The organism is Streptomyces sp. NPDC007905 (genome assembly GCF_042959345.1).
Taxonomy (GTDB): Bacteria; Actinomycetota; Actinomycetes; order Streptomycetales; family Streptomycetaceae; genus Streptomyces.
Genome location: NZ_JBIBKS010000007.1, coordinates 59,628 through 79,039 on the forward strand (window position 1 = coordinate 59,628; position 19,412 = coordinate 79,039).

The window sequence follows — 19,412 nt, forward strand, 5'->3', positions numbered from 1 at the left end:
CGGCGTAGTCTTTGCGCGCGATTGACCCGGGGCTTTGAACGGAGAGTGAAGCCGGGCCGTACGGAGGTCGGCGGCCCGGCCCTTGCGGGCCCGGTCTGCCGTGCCATCACCGGGCTTCGCACGGAAGGACCTACGGGTGCCGCACCTCACGCCCCCTCGTCAACTGCCGGACACCGCAGCGGGGGCCGACCCCGACGCCGTCGTGGCTCCTGATGCCGCCGCGACATCGGACGATACGGCCGTGGGGAAACCGGCGGAGTCGGCCGAGCCGGTGAGCGCGGATGAGGCAGCCGCGTCCGCGGACGTGGAACCGGGCAAGGACGCTGAGGACGCCGGCGCACCGGCTTCCGGCGCCCGACCCGCGCCTACGCAAGCAGCGACCGCCTCGGACTCCGTCCCCTTCGAGACCACCGTCCCCGAAGCCGCGCCGCCGGGCCGCCCCGGCTGGTTCGGTTGGCGCCGTCGTCATCCCCGCGCCGCACGTGCCGTTCGGGTGGGTACGGGTGTTCTGGCCGCCGCGCTGGTGCTCGCCGTACTCCTCGTGCCCAACCGCCTCGACCGCATCACTGTCCAGTCGTTCCTCCGCCTCCCCGTCGAGGCGATCCTCCTCGCGGCGCTCCTGCTCGGGCTGCCGTCGAAGCCACGGCGGATCACGGCCGGAGCGCTGGGGGTGTTCCTCGGGCTGTCGACCGTCCTGAAGTGCCTCGACATGGGTTTCCGCCAGACGCTGGCCCGGCCGTTCGACCTGGTCTTCGACTGGGTGCTGCTGAGCGACGCGGCGGATTGGATGAAGGACTCGTTCGGCCGCTTCGGTGAGATGCTCGCGGTGACCGGGGTGATCGTCCTGGTCGTCGTCGTGCTCGCGGTGAGCGCGCTCGCGACGGTCCGGCTGGCGAACGTGATGGCCCGGCACCGCCCCGTGGCCGTACGCACCACACTGGTCCTCGGTGTCGTGTGGGTCATCTGCTTCACCCTGGGGGTGCAGTTCGGCGGTGTCACCCTCGCCACCAAGGGCTACGCCCAGTACCTCGCCAACCGTGTGCAGTACGTCCGCGACGGCCTCGGGGACGCCGATGTCTTCAAGAAGCAGATGACCGTCGACGCCTTCGCCGACACCCCGCCCGACCAGTTGCTGACCGGGCTGCGCGGCAAGGACGTGATGTTCACCTTCATCGAAAGCTACGGCCGGGTGGCGATCGACGATCCGGCGATGGCACCGGAGGTCGACGCGACGCTCAAGGAGGGCGATGCCAGGCTCAAGTCGGCCGGCTTCGCGGCACGCAGCGGCTGGCTCAGGTCGCCCGTCACGGGCGCCGGCAGCTGGCTCGCCCACTCGACGTTCCTGTCCGGGACGTGGATCAAGAACCAGCAGCGGTACCGCACCCTGACCACCAGTGACCGCGCCACCCTCACGAGCTACTTCCAGAAGACCGGCGCATGGCGAACGGTCGGCATCGTCCCCGGCGTGCGCAAGTCCTGGCCCGAGGGCAAGTACTTCGGCCTCGACCACATCTACGACTCCACGCACCTCGGCTACCGGGGCCCGTACTTCAGCTGGACGCCGGTGCCGGACCAGTTCAGTCTGGAGGCCTTCCAGAAGCTGGAGCACGGTAAGAAGAACCGCGACCCGATCATGGCGGAGATCATCCTCGCCTCCAGCCACAATCCCTGGTCCCCCATCGCCCGCACGATCGACTGGAAGGACCTCGGGGACGGTTCGGTCTTCTACAAGATCAAGAAGGAGGGCACGAACCCCACGGAGGTCTGGAAGAGCGCGAAGCGCGTGCGGACCGAGTACCGCAAGGCCATCCAGTACTCCCTGGACAGCTTGACCCAATGGGTCCAGCGCTACGGCGACAAGAACACCGTCCTCGTCTTCCTCGGCGACCACCAGCCCGTCCCGACGGTCACGGCGGGCAGCACCAGCAGGGACGTACCGGTCACGATCGTCGCCCGCGACCCGAAGGTGCTGGACCGCGTCGCCGGCTGGGGCTGGACGGAGGGGCTCAAGCCCGCGGACAACGCCCCGCAGTGGAGCATGAACAAGTTCCGCGACCGCTTCATGACGGCGTACGGCCCGGGGACCCGCTGATCTGCGCGGGCCGGGCGGAGCCCGGGTCCCCGTCCAGGAAGGCGAGGGTCTCGCGGACGAAGTGCTCCGGGTCGTCCAGCCACGGATAGTGGCCGGCGCCCGGCTGCACCGTGAGCACGGCGTCGGGGAAGGCCTCGGCGGTGCGGCGGGCGAGGTCGGGGCGGGGGCCGCCGTCGAGTTCGCCCGCGTACACCAGGACCGGGGCGGTCAGGGCGGCGAGCGCGGCACGGGTGGCGTCCGGGGTGAAGGCGCCCTCGGCGAAGTAGCGGTCGGCCGCCTCGTCGTTGGTCTGTTCCTCTCCGACCGCCTCATGCCTGCGGGCGGTGTCGTCCCAGCGGCCGTAGAAGAACGGCAGGAAGACCTCGTCGAAATCGGCGTCCCCGGCGAGCCAGGCCTGGAACGCGGGAAACGCCTCCGCGAACCATGGCTGGTCGGCCCGCAGCCGGGCCGCGGCCAGCCGGTCCTCGGGTGTCGCCCGCATGCCGAGGGCCGAGGGATTGGGGGTGATCAGCAGGAGCCGCCGTACCCGGTGGGGGTAGCGGGCCGCGTAGAGCATCGCCAGGCTGCCGGCCGCCGAGTGCGCGAGCAGATCCATGTGCTCCAGCCCCATGTGGGCGCGCCACACCTCCACGTCGTCCACCAGCCGGTCACAGCGGTAGGTCGCCGGGTCGGCCGCCGCCGCGGAGTCCCCGGTGCCCCGCAGGTCGAGCAGGGCCAGCCGGCGGTGCGCGGTGAGCCCGCCCAGCTCGCCGAGGTACGCGGAGGCCCGCATGGGGCCACCGTGTAGAACGGCGAGGGTCTCGCCCTCACCCCGGAGGTGATAGGCGAGCCGGGTTCCGTCGGCTGTGGTGAAGGTCGGCATGCGGTTGATCATCCGGGTCGGCCCCGCCGGGCCGCAACGCCTTTCCGCCGGAAGCGGGTGGCAGGCTCCCCACAGGGCGATGGCCCGCCAAGCCGGTCCTCCACGACAAATCGGGGCCGGACTCTTGCCTGCGGCCCGGGGGTCTGAATTTACTGACCCCCAGAAGATCGACCGAATGATCGGTCGCCCGAAATGATCGGTCGCCCGGATGGTGCGCCTGACGAGGGAGTAGTCCCGATGGCGGATGCGAAGGACCTGCTGGACGCGGGCGAGAGGCTCGGGCCCGAGGAGCTGCGGGCGCTGCAGCTGGAGCGGCTGCGCGCCTCGCTCCGGCACGCCTACGAGCACGTGCCCTTCTACCGGGGGTCCTTCGACAAGGCCGGCGTCCGCCCGGAGGACTGCCGTTCGCTCGCCGACCTGGCGCACTTCCCCTTCACCACCAAGGCCGACCTCCGGGAGCACTACCCGTACGGCATGTTCGCCGTGCCCCGGGAACGTATCCGCCGCCTCCATGCCTCCAGCGGCACCACAGGGCTCCCCACAGTGGTCGGCTACACGGAGAACGACCTGTCCCTGTGGGCCGACATGGTGGCGCGCTCGATCCGGGCGGCGGGCGGGCGCCCGGGTGACACCGTGCATGTGGCCTACGGCTACGGGCTGTTCACCGGGGGCCTGGGCGCCCACTACGGTGCCGAACGCCTGGGCTGTACGGTCATCCCCGCGTCCGGCGGCATGACGGCCCGGCAGGTCCAGCTGATCCGGGACCTGGAACCCGGCGTCATCATGGTCACTCCGTCGTACATGCTCACCCTGCTGGACGAGTTCGAGCGGCAGGGCGTGGATCCGCGCGGCACCTCGCTGAGGGTGGGCATATTCGGCGCCGAGCCGTGGACCGAGCAGATGCGGCGCGAGATCGAGGAACGGTTCGCGATCGACGCCGTCGACATCTACGGGCTCTCCGAGGTGATCGGCCCGGGCGTCGCCCAGGAGTGTGTCGAGACCAAGGACGGTCTCCATGTGTGGGAGGACCACTTCTATCCGGAGGTCGTCGACCCGATCACCGGCGAGGTGCTGCCGCAGGGCGAGCGGGGCGAGCTGGTGTTCACCTCGCTCACCAAGGAGGCCATGCCGATCGTCCGGTACCGGACCCGGGATCTGACCCGGCTGCTGCCCGGCACGGCACGCGTATTCCGGCGGATGGAGAAGGTCACCGGGCGCAGCGACGACATGGTCATCCTGCGCGGGGTCAACCTGTTCCCCACCCAGATCGAGGAGATCGTGCTGCGCACCCCCGGCGTCGCGCCGCACTTCCAGCTGCGCCTGACCCGCGAGGGCCGCCTGGACGCGCTCACGGTACGCGCCGAAGCCCGCCCCGGCGCCACGCCCGAGGTGCGGGAGACCGCGGCCCGGTCCATCGCCGCGGCCGTGAAGGACGGCATCGGCGTGTCCGTGGACGTGGAGATCGTGGAGCCGGAAGTGCTGGAGCGCTCCGTGGGCAAGATCCGCCGGATCGTGGATCTGCGGCCCCGCTAGGTCCTCTCGCACACGGCCCCGCCTTGGCCGCGGGGTCGCGGTCCGGCCCCGGACGTATCGACGTACCTCGAAACGTCGGCCGCGAACCCATCCTCCGGCTCACGACCCCGAACCCCCGCCCCGCGGCCCCGCTGCGGCGCCTGCCGGCCGGGTACGGCCCCCGGATGCCGGAGTTGGCCCGCGTCGGCGCCGACGGGGCCCAGACCTACCGCGTGACCGTGGCCCACACCGTGCAGGCCAGGGAGATCCTCGGTCCGGACGCCTTCCTGGCCGTCGAGCACGCGGTGCTGTTCGAGAGCGATCCCGGCCGGGCCAGGGCCCTCGCCCGCGAGCACCTGCACGGCTACCTCAACACCCCTTACAACCTGGCCAAATTCCGCCGGCTCGGCTACACGGACGACGACTTCGCGGGCGGCGGCAGCGACCGGCTCGTGGACGACCTGGTGTTCTGGGGCGATCCGGACGCCGTCGCGCGCAAGCTGCGGGGCCACACCGAGGCGGGCGCCGACCATGTGGCCGTACAGGTGCTGGGGGTCGAGCCGGGCGACTCGGCGCTGCCGTACTGGCGACTGCTCGCCGACGCCCTGCTGCCCGCCGGTTTTGGCCCTAGTCGCCGAACCGGTCCCGCAGTTCCCGCTTGAGGATCTTTCCGCTGGCGTTGCGCGGCAGTTCGTCGACGAACAGCACCTGTTTGGGCGCCTTGAAGGGGGCGAGCTTCTCCTTCACGTGCGTGATGAGCTGATCCTCCGTCACCTCGCCGCGCGGGACGACGACCGCCGTGACGGCCTCGATCCACCGCTCGTCGGGCAGGCCGATCACGGCGGCCTCGGCGACGGACTCGTGGGTGTAGAGCGCGTCCTCGACCTGGCGGGACGCCACCAGGACACCACCGGAGTTGATGACGTCCTTCACCCGGTCGACGATCGTGAAGTAGCCGTCCGAGTCCCGCACTGCGAGATCACCGGAGTGGAACCAGCCGTCCCGGAAGGCCTCGGCGGTCTCCTCGGGCTTGTTCCAGTAGCCCTCGCACAACTGCGGTGAGCGGTAGACGATCTCACCCGGCGTGCCGTCGGGCACGTCCTCACCCTTGTCGTCGACGACACGTGCGTCCACGAACAGGACGGTCCGGCCGCAGGAGTCCAGCCGGCCCTCGTGCTCGTCGGGCCCGAGCACCGTCGCCAGGGGACCGATCTCGCTCTGCCCGAAGCAGTTGTAGAAGGCGAGGTCCGGCAGGCGTGCGCGCAGTCGCCGGAGCACCGGCACGGGCATGATCGACGCGCCGTAGTAGGCCTTGCGCAGACCGTCCAGGTCCCGGGCGGCGAAGTCCGGCCGGTTGGCCAGCGCGATCCACACCGTGGGCGGCGCGAACAGGCTGTCCACCCGGCCGGTTTCGATCAGGTCGAAGAGGCGGTCGCCGTCGGGCGCGTCCAGGATGATGTTGGTCGCGCCGACGGCGAGGTACGGCAGCAGGAACACGTGCATCTGCGCCGAGTGGTAGAGCGGCAGCGCGTGCACGGGCCGGTCGCCGGCGCTCAGGTCGAGGGCGGTGATCGCGCTCAGATACTCGTGCACCAGCGCCCGGTGGGTCATCATCGCCCCCTTGGGCAGGGCGGTGGTGCCGGAGGTGTACAGCAGCTGCACCAGGTCCTCGGTGCGCGGTTCGGGACCCTCGTACGACGGCGCCTGCGCCAGCCGGGCGAGGAAGGAGTCGTCGGCGTTCCGCAGGGGCAACGCCCGCACGCCGTCGGGGAGTCGCCCCGCGAGGGCCGGGTCGGCGAGCACCAGCGTGCTGCCCGACTGGGCGACGACGTACGCCAGGTCGTCGCCGGTCAGGTTCTGGTTGACCGGCACATGGACCAGGCCCGCACGGGCGCAGGCGAGGAAGGCGATGAGATAGGCGTCGGAGTTGTGGCCGTAGGCGCCCACCCGGTCGCCGGGTGCGAGCCCCTCGGCGAGGAGGAGGCCCGCCGCGCGGGAGACGGCGGCGTCGAGTTCCTCGTACGTCCAGGTACGTTCGCCGTACTCCAGCGCCACGCGTGCCGGGGTGCGACGGGCGCTGCGCCGCAGCACCCCGTCGACCGTGCTGCCGTGTCCCTGCGTCATGACAGCCGATCCTCGGCCCGCCGGACGCGCGGGTCAAGAACCCTCACACGGGCCGCGCCCGGCCTTCCCAGTCCTCACACCGGCCGCGCCCGGCCTTCCCAGTACGGATCCCGCAGCCGCCGCTTGTACAGCTTGCCGTTGGGGTCGCGGGGCATCTCGGTGATGAAGTCGACGCTCTTGGGCCGTTTGTACCCGGCGAGCCGCTCCGCGCAGTGATCGAGGAGGGCGGCGGCGAGGCCGGGGCCCGGCTCGTGCCCGGGTGCCGGTTCCACGACGGCTTTGACCTCCTCGCCCCAGTCGTCGTGCGGGATGCCGAAGGCGGCGGCGTCGGCGACGGCGGGGTGGGCGAGCAGCGCGGACTCGATCTCGGCCGGGTAGATGTTGACCCCGCCGGAGATGATCATGTCGATCTTGCGGTCGCGCAGGAACAGACAGCCGTCCTCGTCCAGGTAGCCGAGGTCGCCCACGGTGAAGAAGTCGCCGATGCGGTTCTTCCGCGTCTTGGCCTCGTCCTTGTGGTACGAGAACCCGCCGGTGCTCATCTTCATGTAGACGGTGCCCAGTTGCCCGGGCGGGAGCCGGTTGCCGTCGTCGTCGAAGATCGCGAGTTCGCTGATGGCCCAGGCCTTGCCGACCGTGCCGGGCTTCTTCAGCCACTCCTCGGCGGTGGCGAAGGCTCCGCCGCCCTCGCTGGCCGCGTAGTACTCCTCCACACAGTTGCCCCACCATTCGATCATGGCCCGCTTCACATGGTCCGGGCAGGGGGCGGCACCGTGGATGGCGTGCCGCATGGACGTCACGTCGTAGCGCGCCCGCACCTCGTCCGGGAGCGCCAGCAGGCGGTGGAACTGGGTCGGGACCATATGGGTGTGGGTGCACCTGTGGGTGTCGATGAGGCGGAGCATCTCCTCGGGAGTCCACTTGTCCATGAGCACCAGGCGGTGGCCGATGTGCAGGGACGCGCCGGCGAACTGGAGGACGGCCGTGTGGTACAGCGGCGAGCAGACCAGGTGGACGTTGCCGTCGAAGGGCCGGATGCCGAAGATGCCGAGGAAACCGCCCAGGTAGGACTCCTCGGGGGGCTTTCCGGGCAGGGGGCGGCGGATGCCGCGCGGGCGTCCGGTCGTACCTGAGGTGTAGTTCATGACCCAGCCGAGCGTGCGGTCGCGGGGGGCCGACTCGTGCTGTCCGTCGAGGAGTTCGGCGTACGGCCGGAAGCCCTCGACGTCGCCGACCGCGTACCGGTGGGTGGCGGGGAGCGCGGCCTCGTCGGCGGCCCGGCGCGCCGCGTCGGCGAACCTCTCGTGCGCGACGAGGACCTTGGCACCGGAGTCGGAGACGATCCAGGCGATCTCCGGGCCGACCAGGTGGTGGTTGACCGGGACCAGGTAGAAGCCGGCCTGGGTCGCGGCCAGGTACGCGGTGAGGAACTCGACGCCGTTCGGCAGGACGACGGCGAAGGCGTCGCCGCGCTCGAGGCCCGCCGCTCGCAGCCCGTGGACGAGCCGGTTGGCGGCGGCGTGCAGGCGTCCGGCGGTCCACTGCTCGCCGTCGGGGGCGATCAGGACCGTGCGGTCGGGGCCCTGGGCGGCCTGGGCCCAGAAGCCGGCGGGGGGTGTGCTCACGACTGGCCGCTCCTTCCGGCGATGCGGTTGATGCGGTCGACGGCCTGCTCGAAGCCGCGGGTGAGGTCGTCGAAGACGGCCTGGACGCTGCGTTCGCCGGTCATCCGGCCGACGATCTGGCCGACGGGCGTGCCGAGCAGCGGGTCGACCTCGTACTTCTGGATCCGGGACACCGCGTTGGCGACCAGCAGGCCCTGCAAGGGCATGGGCAGGGTGCCGGGCCCGGCCGGGTCGTCCCAGGCGTCGGTCCACTCGGTACGCAGCTGGCGCGCGGGTTTCCCGGTCAGGGCGCGGGAGCGGACGGTGTCCCCGGACCCGGCGGCGAGGAGTTTGCGGGTGAGCGCGGGCGAGTGCAGGTCGGCCTCTGTGGTGGTGAGCCACAGGGAGCCCAGCCACACGCCCTGGGCGCCGAGGGTCAGGGCGGCCGCCACCTGCTGTCCGCTGCCGATGCCCCCCGCGGCCAGCACGGGCAGCGGATGGACCGCCTCCACGACCTCGGGGGTCAGCACCATGGAGGCGATCTCCCCGGTGTGGCCGCCGGCCTCGTAGCCCTGGGCCACGACGATGTCGATCCCCGCCTCATGGTGCTTGCGGGCGTGCCGGGCGCTGCCCGCGAGCGCGGCGACCGGGACGTTCCGGTCGTGGGCGCGGGCCACGACGTCGGCGGGCGGGGAACCGAGGGCGTTGGCGAGCAGCCTGATCGGATAGTCGAAGGCGACGTCCAGCTGGGTGCGGGCGACCTGCTCCATCCACCCGGTGATGCGCCATCCGGACGCCTCGCCCTCCGCCAGCTCCGGCACCCCGTACGCGGCGAGCGTGTCGCGCACGAACTGCCGGTGCCCCTCGGGGATCATCGCCTCGACGTCCGCCTCGCTGACGCCTTCGACCTTCTTCGCGGGCATCACCACGTCCAGCCCGTAGGGCCGGCCCTCGGCGTGCGCCTCGATCCAGTCCAGGTCCCGCTTGAGCTCGTCGGGCGCGGTGTAGCGGACCGCGCCGAGCACTCCGAAGCCGCCGGCCCGGCTGATGGCCGCGGCGACGGCGGGGAACGGCGTGAAGCCGAAGACGGCGTGCTCGACGCCCAGTTTCCTGCTCAGCTCCGTCTGCATGGGCGCAGGATGCCGCAGTCCCCCGTATGACGGAAGGGTTATTCTGATGCTCCGTCAGATGGACTCGGCAGCGGCGCTGCTGACAAGCCGCACAGCCGACCCGAGGGTGTCCCTGGCGGGATGGCGGGAGGTCACCCCTCCAGCACCGCCATCGCCGCGTTGTGCCCGGGCACCCCGCTCACGCCTCCCCCGCGCACCGCGCCGGCGCCGCACAGCAGGACGCCTGGGTGCCGGGTCTCCACGCCCCAGCGCCCGGTGTCCTCCTGGGCGTACGGCCAGGACAGGGCGCGGTGGAAGATGTTGCCGCCGGGCAGGCGCAGGTCGCGTTCGAGGTCCAGCGGGGTCTTGGCCTCGATGCAGGGGCGGCCGTCGGCGTCCGTGGCCAGGCAGTCGGTGAGGGGTTCGGCGAGGTGCGCGTCGAGCTGGGCGAGGGTGGATTTCAGCATGTCCTCGCGTACCGCGTCGTTGTCCCGGGCGAAGAGCCGGGCGGGGGTGTGCAGACCGAACAGGGTCAGCGTCTGGTAGCCGCGCTCGGCGAGGTCGGGGCCGAGGATGGTGGGGTCGGTCAGGGAGTGGCAGTAGATCTCCGAGGGCGGCGCGCCGGGAAGCTCGCCGGCGGCGGCCTGGGCGTGGGCGGTGGCCAGTTGCTGGTAGCCCTCGGCGATGTGGAAGGTGCCGGCGAAAGCCTCGCGCGGGTCGACGGAGGGGTCGCGGAGCCTGGGAAGCCGCGTGAGCAGCATGTTGACCTTGAGCTGGGCGCCTTCGGCGGGCTCGGGGGCCGCGTCCCCGGTCAGGGCGGCCAGTTCCTGCGGGGAGGCGTTCACCAGGACGTGCCGGGCGGCGGCCACGCCCTCGCCGTCGGCCGTGCGGTAGGCGACCTCGGCGGTGCGCCCGTCGGTGTCGATGCGGACCGCCTCGTGTCCGGTCGCGATGACCGCGCCCGCCGTGCGCGCGGCGGTGGCCAGCGCGTCGGTGAGGGCGCCCATGCCGCCGACGGGCACGTCCCAGGCGCCGGTGCCGCCGCCGATGACGTGGTAGAGGAAGCAGCGGTTCTGGGCGAGGGAGGCGTCATGGGCGTCGGCGAAGGTGCCGATCAGCGCGTCGGTGAGGACCACGCCCCGGACCAGGTCGTCGGTGAAGTTCTCCTCGATGGCGACGCCGATGGGCTCCTCGAACAGGGTCCGCCAGGCGGTGTCGTCGTCGATGCGGCGGCGCAGCTCGTCACGGGTGGGCAGCGGTTCGGTGAGGGTCGGGAAGACCCGCTGGGCGACCTCGTGGGTCATGCCGTAGAAGCGCTGCCAGGCCTCGTACTCGCGCTCGGCGCCGGTCAGCCGGGCGAAGGCCTCCCGGGTGCGCCGCTCCCCGCCGCCGACGAGCAGTCCGGTGGGCCGTCCGCCGCGCTCCACGGGGGTGTACGAGGAGATGGTGCGGCCGCGGACGGCGAACTCGAGACCGAGGTCGCGCACGATTTTCTGCGGCAGCAGGCTGACCAGATAGGAGTAGCGCGACAGGCGGGCGTCCACCCCGGGGAACGGGCGGGTGGAGACGGCGGCGCCGCCGGTGTGGTCCAGCCGTTCCAGCACCAGGACGGAGCGGCCGGCCCGGGCCAGGTAGGCGGCGGCGACCAGGCCGTTGTGGCCGCCGCCGACGATGACGGCGTCGTAGGTGCGGGTTCCCTCGTGTGCAGGCATGGTTCTTGGTAGCACGGGATGATCCAGGTCGGCGAGAGAGCGTCCGAGCGGTCTTCGTCACCGCCCCGGCGCCGGGGATCGGTCCGCGCCACGACCGGACCGGCCCCGGCGCGCCGGTCATGGTTCGTCGTCGCCGGCTTCGGGCCCCGGCTGCGGTGGCCCGTAGGGCTCGGTGCTCGGATGGGCGTACGGGCCCGACGCACCCCGGCGGCCGGTGAGACGCGCCGCCGCGTCCTCGCTGACCAGGGCGTACAGCCCCCGCGCCGGATCCACGGCCACGAGGCCGTACCGCGAGGACGACGTCGACCGTCGGCACCCGCCCATCAGGTGACATACCGATGGCACGTGTCAAAGGCAGCACGGTCGACGGTGCGAAGCCGACGGTGTCACCGGCCTCCGGACACCCGCCGGCGGCTCAGGACGGCGACTCTTCGGTACAGCTCCACGGCCTCGGCGCCGCGGCCGAGCTGTTCCAGGCAGTGGGCCTCGTCGTTGCGGCTGGCGAGGGTGTCCGGATGGTCGGGGCCGAGGACGCGTTCGCGGGCGGCGGCGACCCGCCGGTACTCGCCGAGCGCGTCGGCCCAGCGGCCCAGCCAGCCCAGGGCGACGGCGACCTCGCGGCGGCTGACCAGGGTGTCCGGGTGGTCGGGGCCGAGGACGCGCTCGCGCTGCGCGCACACGTCGCGAGCCTCGGCGAGGGCCTCCTCCCAGCGGCCGAGGCGGCCGAGGTTGACGCCGATGCCGTGTCGGGCGCGCAGGGTGTCGGGGTGGGCGGCGCCCTGGACACGGGTGCGGTCCTCGACCAGGTCGCGGTAGAGACGGAGGGCGTCCGCGCTGCGGCCGAGGCGGCCGAGGCTGATGCCGGCCTCGTAGCGGGCGGCGAGCGTGTCCGGGTGGTGCGGGCCGAGGGTCCGGGCGCGTGCCTCGGCGACCTCGCGGTAGGTGTGCAGCGCCTCGTCCCAGCGGCCCAACTGGCCGAGGGCATAGGCGACTTCGTAGCGGGTGACCAGGGTTTCGGGATGGTCGGGGCCGATCACCCGGGCCCGGGCGGCGGCCACGTCGAGGGCCATGCGGTACGAGTCCTCGAGACGGCCGAGCCGGCTGAGGTTGAAGGCGAGGTTGTGGCGGCAGCGCAGGGTGTCGGGGTGGTCGGGACCCATGACGCGCATCCGGACGGCCAGCACCGCCGTGTAGCCCTGATGGGCCTCGAAATGACGGCCCAACTGGCCCAGTAGGTAGGCGGTTTCCTGGCGGGCGGCCAGTGTGTCGGGGTGGTCGGGGCCGAGGACGCGCTCCCTGGCCTCGGTGACGCCGGTGTAGGCGCGCAGCGCCGCGGCGGGCCGGCCGGTGCGGCTGAGGGCGAAGGCGGCCTCGTAGCGGCTGGTGAGGGTGTCGGGGTGGTCGGGGCCGAGGAGTGCCGCCCGTTCGGCGGCGACGGCCAGGTGGACCTCGCGCGCCTCCGCCCAACGGCCGCGCCGGGCGAGGCGGAGGCCCTCGTCGTGGCGCGCGGTGAGGGCGGCGACGGCGTCCGGGGACGGCGGGGACAGGACCGCCACCTCCGCACCGGTGGCGGTGGGAGCCGGACTGCGCACGGTCCAGGCGCCCGTCAGGGCCGCGCCCGGGTCTGCCGGGACCGTGCGCAGTCCGGCTCCGAGCGCCTTGTGACCGGTGGTCATGTCCCTGGTCCACGACGGCAGGCGTGTCCCGCCCGGAGCCGCCTCGTCGGCCCGCGGCCATGCCGTCACGACCGTCGGCACGTACGAGTGCGCCGTGCGGCCCGCGGCCAGACGGCGCCCCACCTCACGGGCGTCGTACGGCCGTTCCTCGGGGCGCTTGGCCAGCAGGTCGAGGACGATTCGCTCGAAGGGTGCGGGCAGTTCGGGGCGGTGGACGCGCGGCGGGCGGGGCGGGGTGTCGCGGTGGCCGATGAGGATGGCCCAGGCGTCGTCCAGGTCGAACGGCGGTGCCCCGGTGGCGATCTCGTACAGGACGCAGCCCAGCGAGTACAGGTCGCTGCGCTGGTCGACCTCGCTGCTGCCGATCTGCTCCGGGGACATGTAGTGCGGGGTGCCCATCGCGATACCGGTGCCGGTCAGCCGGGCGGTGAAGCCGATGTCGTGCCCGAGGCGTGCGATGCCGAAGTCGCAGATCTTCACCGTGCCGTCGGTCAGCCGCACGATGTTGGCAGGTTTCAGGTCGCGGTGGACTATGCCCTGCCGGTGGGTGTAGGCGAGGGCGGCGGCGACCTGTTCCGCGATGTCGACCACGTCGTCCACGGGCAGTGGATGCCCCTTGTTGTCCTCCAGGAGCCGGCTCAGGTCCCGTCCTTCGAGCAACTCCATGACGAGGTAGAGGACACCGTCGTACTCGCCGAAGTCGTGGACGACGGTCACTCCGCGGTGGGAGAGCGCCGCGGCCACTCTCGCCTCCCGGCGGAACCGTTCCCGTACCACCCGGGTGAGGGACGGGTCGTGCTGCGGACCGAGCGGCTTGAGGCACTTCACCGCGACCTGCCGGCCGAGGGACTCGTCACGGGCCCGCCACACCTCGCCCATGCCGCCCCGCCCGATCAGATCGAGCAGCCGGTACCGGCCCTGAATCAGCCTGTTCTCCCCCATCGCGCGCCGTCGCCCCCGTCGCCGTCCGCCCCGCCCCTGGGAACAACGCCACGGTCCCCCGGCCGCGCGGACACGGCCCGATCCGTGACACACCCCCCTGCTCGTCCAGTATGGCGGGCTATCGCCCCACTTTGTACGGTGCCGGTCGGGCGCCCGGACCGAGCCTCGCCATGGCGCGCAGGATGTGTTTGGGCGGCAGCTGCCAGCGCAGACGTGCGGGTATGCACCGCAGCAGGGCGCCCGTGGCCCGGAGCCTGCGGGCGACGGCGGCGGGTGCGGGGGCCGGTCTGCCGTACAGCTCGTGGGCGTACGGGGGCAGGGAGGCGTACGCCAGCTGCGCCACACGCCGCCACAGCACCTCGCGCGCCGGAACCAGGAGGAGGTGCGTCGGCGGGCGGAGGAGGAAGTCGTCCACCTCGCGTGCCTCGCGTCCCGCGGCCAGCTCCGGCCGCACCTTGGCGAAGTAGGCGGCCATCTCGGTCCGGTCGGCCGGTACGGCGTCGGGGTCGAGGCCCACCAGACCGGCGCTGACGCGGTGTTCGGCGATGTACCGGTCGGCCTGGGCGTCGGTGAGCGGGAAGCCGGAGCGGCGCAGGACGTGCAGGTAGGAGTCGATCTCCGCGCAGTGCACCCAGAGCAGCAACTCGGGCTCGTCGACGCCGTACCGCTCACCGGTGGCCGGGTCCGTCGCGGCGAGCCTGCGGTGGATCTTCCGTACGCGGGCGCCCGCCCGCTCGGCGGCCTCGGTGGTGCCGTATGTCGTCGTGCCCACGAAGTCGGCGGTGCGCATCAGCCGGCCCCAGGCGTCGCGGCGGAAGTCGGAGTTCTGCATGACCCCGCGGACCGCGCGCGGGTGCAGGGCCTGGAGGTAGAGCGCGCGAACGCCGGCGACCCACATCATGGGGTCGCCGTGCATCTGCCAGGTCACCGAGGAGGGGCCGAACAGCCCCGGATCGGCATCCGTCATGGGGTCACCTCCGCCCTGCGACCACGATGCCACGGCCCCGGAGCGGAGCGGTACCGCGGGACAGCACGCCCGCAGAAGGGCCCGGCTCCGTTCGTGCCACGGCGCATGGGGGTCAGCGCCGTACCCGGGGCATCCCCAGCCCGATCCACGAGATGATCTCGCGCTGGATCTCGTTGTTGCCGCCGCCGAAGGTGAAGATCACCGCCGAGCGGTAGCCGCGTTCCAACTCGCCGTGGAGCACCGCTCCCGCCGAGCCCTCCTTCAGCGGGCCCGCGGCCCCGACGAGCTCCATGAGCCAGGCGTAGGCGTCCCGGCGCGCCTCGGAGCCGTAGACCTTGACGGCGGAGGCGTCCTGCGGGGTGAGCGTGCCTTCCTGTACGGCCGTCACCATCTGCCAGTTGAGGAGCTTCATCGCCTCCAGCCGGGTGTGGGTCCTGGCGAGCAGGCGGCGCACCCAGGGCAGGTCGACCACCCGGCGGCCGTCGGACAGCTTGGTCTCCATCGCCCAGCGCTGCACGTCGTGCAGGGCCCGGATGGCCATGGTCCCGTGGGCGGCGAGCGTGACGCGCTCGTGGTTGAGCTGGTTGGTGATCAGCCGCCACCCCTGGTTCTCCTCGCCGACCCTGCGGGAGACGGGGACGCGGATGTCCTCGTAGTAGCTGGCCGTGGTGTCGTGCGAGGCGAGCGTGTTGATGACGGTGCAGGAGTAGCCCGGGTCTGAGGTCGGGACCAGGAGCATGGTGATGCCCTTGTGCGGCGGTGCCTCGGGGTCGGTGCGCACGGCGAGCCAGACCCAGTCCGCGGTGTCGCCGTTGGTGGTCCAGATCTTCTGCCCGTTGACGACGTACTCGTCACCGTCCCGTACGGCACGCGTCTTCAGGGACGCGAGATCCGTGCCCGCCTCGGGCTCGCTGTAGCCGATCGCGAAGTCGATCTCGCCGGAGAGGATGCGGGGCAGGAAGTACGCCTTCTGCTCCTCGGTGCCGTACCGCATGAGCGTCGGGCCGACCGTGTTCAGCGCCATCAGGGGCAGCGGTACGCCGGCCTGCGCGGCCTCGTCGAAGAAGATGAACTGCTCCATCGCCGTCATCCCGCGCCCGCCGTACTCCTTGGGCCAGCCCACCCCGAGCCGGCCGTCCGCGCCGAGCCGCCGGATGATCTCGCGGTAGAAGCGCTTCTGGGCGGCCGGGTCGGTATACCGCGCGTAGGCGCCCGCGGGCACCAGCTCGGCGAAGTAGGCGCGCAGTTCGCTGCGCAGTCGCTGCTGTTCGGGCGTGTGATCGAGGTGCACGGCGCCTCCAGGGTCCCCAAGGGCGGTCCTGACGGCGCACACCGTAGAACGTGTTTCAGAAATAGGGAATGGCGTGCCGGAGGTCGGTTCAGCTCAGCGTCGCCATGAAGTCCGTGCACGCCTCCGCACAGGCCCGGCAGCCCCCGGCGGCCGATTCGGCGCCGGGTTGGCCGTCGAAGGCGTGCGCGCAGTCGAGGCAGACCGAGCGGCACCACTCCAGCTGGATTCTGATCCCTTCCTCGTCCTGACGGTTCTGCTCGGACAGCATCCGGCAGGTGGCGTCGCACACCTCGGCACACATGATGCCCAGCCGGCGTACGCGTTCCTGACGCTCGGTGCCGTCCGGGTCCAGGAGGCTCGCCCGCACCGCGCACGCCCGGGCGCACTCCGTGCAGGCCTGGGCGCACGTGAACCGGTCCTCCAGGAACCTGTAGAGCTGCTGCGGTGAAGTCGACGGAGTCACACCGGGCGGGTAGCCGGGCCGGGGCACCGCAAACCCGCACACCGGGCGACGCCGCCGGCTCGCGCGCCGGGCAGGTCACGCCGGCTGACGGGGCGCCGTCCGTGCACCTCCAGTCACCCAAGGTGTCCGGTTCATCCCTATCTGGATGGGTATTCCTGTGGTATGAGTACCGCACAGATGCAGCTGGCCGCGGCAAGCGGTCTGATGAGCCTCGTGCTCTTCTTGGTGGCCGTGGCCGTACTGGCGCTGCTCGCCGGCGGCTTCTGGATGAACTCCCGGGTCAAGTACCGCGAGCCCCCTCGCCCGCGCCCCGAGGAACAGCCGCACCAGCCATCGGACGGTGCGGCGCGCGAGGTCCCGGGGAACAGGGAACCCGACGAGATTCCGTACGTCCCCAAGGGCGGCCGCGCACTCACCCCGTACGAGCTCACCAACATGCAGACCAGGCCGAGCGCCTCCAAGGAGCGCCCGCGCTGGAGCAAGGGGTCGAGCGGCTCGTTCGGCGGCGGCGGGCTGGGCGCCCACTGAATCCGGACCGGACACCGAACGCCACCACCCCCGACGACCCTGCGACCTCTGCGGCACCGACGGCACCGAAGACCTCGGCATCCGACGGATGACCGACTGCTGCGCCGACCCGCGTCGGCCGCCGTACGCCTCTAGGAGACCTCCCTGGCGGCGTCGAGGCGGCCGACGCGGGCCACGTTCCGCAGGTCCTCCGGGTCCTGGCTCGGCTCGGCCGTGAACCAGGCGTCGAGGATCTCCGCCAGGACCGGTGCCGAAGTGAGCCGCAGGCTGAGAGCCAGCACGTTGGCGTCGTTCCAGCGGCGCGCGCCCTCGGCCGTGCCGGCGTCCGTGCACAGAGCCGCGCGGATCCCCGGCACCTTGTTCGCGGCGATGGAGGCTCCGGTGCCGGTCCAGCAGCACACGACCGCCTGATCGGCCGCGCCCTCGGCGACGTCCCGGGCGGCCGCCTCCGAGCAGACCGCCCACTGCGGGTCCGTACCGGGCCGCAGCGCGCCATGCGCACGCACCACGTGGCCGCGCCGACGCAGCTCCTCGACGAGGAGACGGGCCACGGGTTCGTCCATGTCGGAGGAGACGGAGATCCGCATGGTCAGGAGCCTATCCGGTCCGGCATCGGGCACGAAGCGACCCCGCAGGCGTGGCAGTCACGCCTGCGGGGTCGCCTGGCGGAGCGGTTCGCTGGATCAGGGATGGTCGGGCTGCTGCGCCGGCGGCACTCCGCCGCCCTCTCCGCCGCCCTTCTTGCCCTTGTCCGGGCCGTGCGGGCGGGCGCGCTCACCACGTCCGGCCGCCTGGCGGGCCTTGAGTTCACCGCTGTCCTGCGGGGTGGCGCCTCCCTTGTCACTGCGCCGCTGTTCGGGCTGCTGGGGATTGGACATGCGCCGGGCTCCCTTCGGGTGGTGCTCGTTCCGTGCGGGGTCCGGGTGCCCCGGCGCTCTCGAGTGACGCACACCGTCGGCGCATGCGCCGACGGATCCGGGGACACGGCGGGTCAGCGTCCTGTGCAGGTGTTCCAGGGTGTCCAGGAGCACCGAGCGGTGGTACCAGCTCAGCCAGGCCGCCGTGTCGGCGGCCAGCAGGTCGAAGGCCTCGGCCTGCGCGAGGGTCGGCCCGTGTCCGGCGTCCGGCCAGTGCAGGGTGATCACGCCGAGGCAGGATCCGCCCGGGGAGATCACCGGGAGGCTCTGGACCGCGCGGACGCCCGTCCCCAGCAGGGCGCGTCTGGCGTCGTCGGACAGCAGCGGGTCCTCGGCCACGTCGGTCACGCCCACGTGCCGCCCCGTGCTCCGGGCGGCCGCCTCGGCCGTGCCCTGGTCCCGGCCGCGTACCAAGTGGTCGAGGAGCCTGTCGTCACAGCCGTGGTGGGACTCCAGCGCCAGGGCGTTCACCGCGGGGTCGACGAGCCGCAGATACCCGGCGGCGGCCCGTCCGATGGCCAGGGCCTCGCGCAGTGCGGCGTCGATCATCTGCCGCCGGCAGCGCGGGTCGCGGCCGCCGCGGGCCAGGATGCGCAGCGGCGGCACCGGCAGGGGACGGCGGCCGGGGAACCAGACCGCGCCGTCGGGGGGCCGGGCCGCCACCACGGCGGACACCAGGACGCGCAGCGGCACGTTGAACCGCTGGGAGGCCTCGCGCAGCACGCCGAAGGCGCTCCCGGAGTCGGGCAGGCCGTAGCGGGCCATCAGCATGCCCTGTGCCATGCCGATCACCGGTGCGGTGCGCATGCGGGCACGCAGGGCGTGGACCTCCTTGTGCAGGTCCTCGTACGACGGCCGCAGGGGGTCCGCGATCTGTGAGCGCCAGGCGGGCGGGTCCTCGACCCGGGACCCGTCGCGCGCCATTTCCCCGAGCGCCTCGTCGAGGGTGGCGAAGAGCCGTACGCCCTCGAGGCGGGCCAGGTGCACCGCCTCGCGCACGCCGGGGCGGGCCCGGACGATGATCAGGTCCGGGCCTGCGGTGCGGGACCGGGCGGTCTCGCTGAGCGTGCGCAGCATGGCGGCGCCGCCCACTTGCACGTGGCCCATGTCGAGGACGGGGCGCAGTCCGGCGCGGTCGGCCTTCTCCAGGTGGCCGCGCAGCTCGTCCGTCCATGCCTCGGCCCCCTGGGGGTCCAGACTGCCCGACATGCGCAACAGCACGGCGCCTTGGGCGGGCAGACCCTCGACGACGGACGACTCGATGACGAGGGGGTCCGGTGCGGCCGGGCGGCCGGAAGAGAATTCCATGGCATCACCACAACAGACGTCACAAAGAACTCGTTCGGCCTCTTCCTGACCTTTGACCCACCTTGCACGCTCGGTGGTCGGCCAACAACCGGACGGGCCCGCGGCCCCCGGCGGGGTCCGGGTCCGTGGAGTCATCCGGCACAGCGCCGTGCGGCGACGTTCCGCGGGCCCTCTCCCGTACGGCCCGCCGGTGTTCCGGCTGAGGGGCACCGGGTCGGCTCAGTCGGCGGTCCCTGCCGGAGCGGGTCGCGATGGTGGGCGCTCAGGACGACGGTCGGCGGCGGACCGGAGTACGGCCGTCCGGG

Annotated in this window: 16 protein-coding genes; 4 read left to right on the forward strand and 12 right to left on the reverse strand. The window is 72.4% G+C overall.

The window, feature by feature from the left end; translation table 11 throughout:
* Positions 1 to 136 precede the first annotated feature (136 nt).
* On the forward strand, positions 137 to 2,092 hold the full coding sequence (locus tag ACFZDC_RS14240; RefSeq protein ID WP_391323559.1) for a sulfatase: 1,956 nt from the start codon (positions 137 to 139) through the stop codon (positions 2,090 to 2,092).
* Here the strand turns inward: ACFZDC_RS14240 and ACFZDC_RS14245 are convergent.
* The gene (locus ACFZDC_RS14245) at positions 2,061 to 2,954 is read right to left on the reverse strand and encodes an alpha/beta fold hydrolase (protein WP_391323561.1); all 894 of its coding nucleotides are present in this window, start codon (positions 2,952 to 2,954) and stop codon (positions 2,061 to 2,063) included. The genes ACFZDC_RS14240 and ACFZDC_RS14245 overlap by 32 nt on opposite strands.
* 237 nt (positions 2,955 to 3,191) lie before the next feature.
* On the opposite strand from ACFZDC_RS14245, the gene paaK reads away from it, so the two are divergent.
* Complete coding sequence (gene paaK / locus ACFZDC_RS14250; protein WP_391323563.1) at positions 3,192 to 4,487, forward strand: phenylacetate--CoA ligase PaaK; 1,296 nt, start codon at positions 3,192 to 3,194, stop codon at positions 4,485 to 4,487.
* Positions 4,488 to 4,651: 164 nt separating this feature from the next.
* Positions 4,652 to 5,128, forward strand: coding sequence for a hypothetical protein (locus ACFZDC_RS14255; protein WP_391323565.1), 477 nt, complete (start codon positions 4,652 to 4,654; stop codon positions 5,126 to 5,128).
* On the opposite strand, the gene ACFZDC_RS14260 is transcribed toward ACFZDC_RS14255, so the two are convergent.
* The 9 genes from ACFZDC_RS14260 to ACFZDC_RS14300 form a co-directional block, all read right to left on the reverse strand.
* On the reverse strand, positions 5,094 to 6,590 hold the full coding sequence (locus tag ACFZDC_RS14260) for a fatty acyl-CoA synthetase (RefSeq protein ID WP_391323567.1): 1,497 nt from the start codon (positions 6,588 to 6,590) through the stop codon (positions 5,094 to 5,096). The two genes, ACFZDC_RS14255 and ACFZDC_RS14260, sit on opposite strands and share 35 nt — an antisense overlap.
* Before the next feature lie 74 nt (positions 6,591 to 6,664).
* Positions 6,665 to 8,215 carry an AMP-binding protein gene (locus ACFZDC_RS14265; protein WP_391323569.1) on the reverse strand — a complete coding sequence of 517 codons (1,551 nt, stop codon included), beginning with the start codon at positions 8,213 to 8,215 and terminating at the stop codon, positions 6,665 to 6,667.
* Positions 8,212 to 9,324 (reverse strand): nitronate monooxygenase, encoded by a 1,113-nt coding sequence (locus ACFZDC_RS14270; protein WP_391323571.1) that lies wholly within the window; start codon positions 9,322 to 9,324, stop codon positions 8,212 to 8,214. Before ACFZDC_RS14270 ends, ACFZDC_RS14265 begins: the two co-directional genes overlap by 4 nt.
* Positions 9,325 to 9,455: 131 nt before the next feature.
* Positions 9,456 to 11,015, reverse strand: coding sequence for an FAD-dependent oxidoreductase (locus ACFZDC_RS14275; RefSeq protein WP_391323572.1), 1,560 nt, complete (start codon positions 11,013 to 11,015; stop codon positions 9,456 to 9,458).
* Positions 11,016 to 11,132: 117 nt separating this feature from the next.
* Complete coding sequence (locus ACFZDC_RS14280; protein ID WP_391323574.1) at positions 11,133 to 11,294, reverse strand: hypothetical protein; 162 nt, start codon at positions 11,292 to 11,294, stop codon at positions 11,133 to 11,135.
* Positions 11,295 to 11,401: 107 nt separating this feature from the next.
* Entirely contained in the window at positions 11,402 to 13,633 is a 2,232-nt protein-coding gene (locus tag ACFZDC_RS14285) for a tetratricopeptide repeat protein (protein ID WP_391323575.1), read from the reverse strand.
* Between the two features lie 118 nt (positions 13,634 to 13,751).
* Positions 13,752 to 14,600, reverse strand: a complete 849-nt coding sequence (locus ACFZDC_RS14290; protein ID WP_391323577.1) for an oxygenase MpaB family protein — start codon at positions 14,598 to 14,600, stop codon at positions 13,752 to 13,754.
* A gap of 112 nt (positions 14,601 to 14,712) precedes the next feature.
* Complete coding sequence (locus tag ACFZDC_RS14295) at positions 14,713 to 15,891, reverse strand: acyl-CoA dehydrogenase family protein (protein WP_391323579.1); 1,179 nt, start codon at positions 15,889 to 15,891, stop codon at positions 14,713 to 14,715.
* Between the two features lie 88 nt (positions 15,892 to 15,979).
* On the reverse strand, positions 15,980 to 16,354 hold the full coding sequence (locus ACFZDC_RS14300; protein ID WP_391323581.1) for a ferredoxin: 375 nt from the start codon (positions 16,352 to 16,354) through the stop codon (positions 15,980 to 15,982).
* Between the two features lie 162 nt (positions 16,355 to 16,516).
* On the opposite strand from ACFZDC_RS14300, the gene ACFZDC_RS14305 reads away from it, so the two are divergent.
* The gene (locus ACFZDC_RS14305) at positions 16,517 to 16,882 is read left to right on the forward strand and encodes a DUF6479 family protein (protein WP_391323583.1); all 366 of its coding nucleotides are present in this window, start codon (positions 16,517 to 16,519) and stop codon (positions 16,880 to 16,882) included.
* Between the two features lie 131 nt (positions 16,883 to 17,013).
* On the opposite strand, the gene ACFZDC_RS14310 is transcribed toward ACFZDC_RS14305, so the two are convergent.
* Both ACFZDC_RS14310 and ACFZDC_RS14315 read right to left on the reverse strand, forming a co-directional pair.
* Positions 17,014 to 17,469, reverse strand: a complete 456-nt coding sequence (locus ACFZDC_RS14310; protein ID WP_391323584.1) for an RpiB/LacA/LacB family sugar-phosphate isomerase — start codon at positions 17,467 to 17,469, stop codon at positions 17,014 to 17,016.
* 96 nt (positions 17,470 to 17,565) lie between these two features.
* Complete coding sequence (locus tag ACFZDC_RS14315) at positions 17,566 to 19,107, reverse strand: ANTAR domain-containing protein (protein ID WP_391323586.1); 1,542 nt, start codon at positions 19,105 to 19,107, stop codon at positions 17,566 to 17,568.
* Positions 19,108 to 19,412: the final 305 nt, after the last annotated feature.